The organism is Burkholderia sp. Tr-862, from assembly GCF_011753085.1.
GTDB lineage: Bacteria > Pseudomonadota > Gammaproteobacteria > Burkholderiales > Burkholderiaceae > Burkholderia > Burkholderia ambifaria.
In genome coordinates, this window is record NZ_VWWG01000435.1 from 1 (window position 1) to 257 (window position 257).

At 63.0% G+C, this 257-nt stretch carries 1 pseudogene; it reads left to right on the forward strand.

Annotated elements, in window-relative coordinates:
• A pseudogene (locus F3J14_RS35355) lies at positions 1–257 on the forward strand (hypothetical protein); the annotation flags it as partial.

A 257-nucleotide genomic window follows, 5' to 3' on the forward strand; every position in this document is an offset into this window, starting at 1 on the left:
CACGACGCTGTCGAACGTGAAGGCTGGTACGGCCGACATGGATGCGGTGAACGTGTCGCAGCTGAAGTCGTCGGGCCTGATCGATGGTGACGGCAAGTCGATTGCCGCGGTGACGTACGACAAGAAGACCGACGGCACGCCGAACTACAACTCGGTGACGCTGGGCGGCGGGAAGTCGACGGGCCCGGTGACGCTGTCGAACGTTGCAGAGGGCAAGGCCGGCACGGATGCGGTGAACGTCGATCAACTGACGAAAG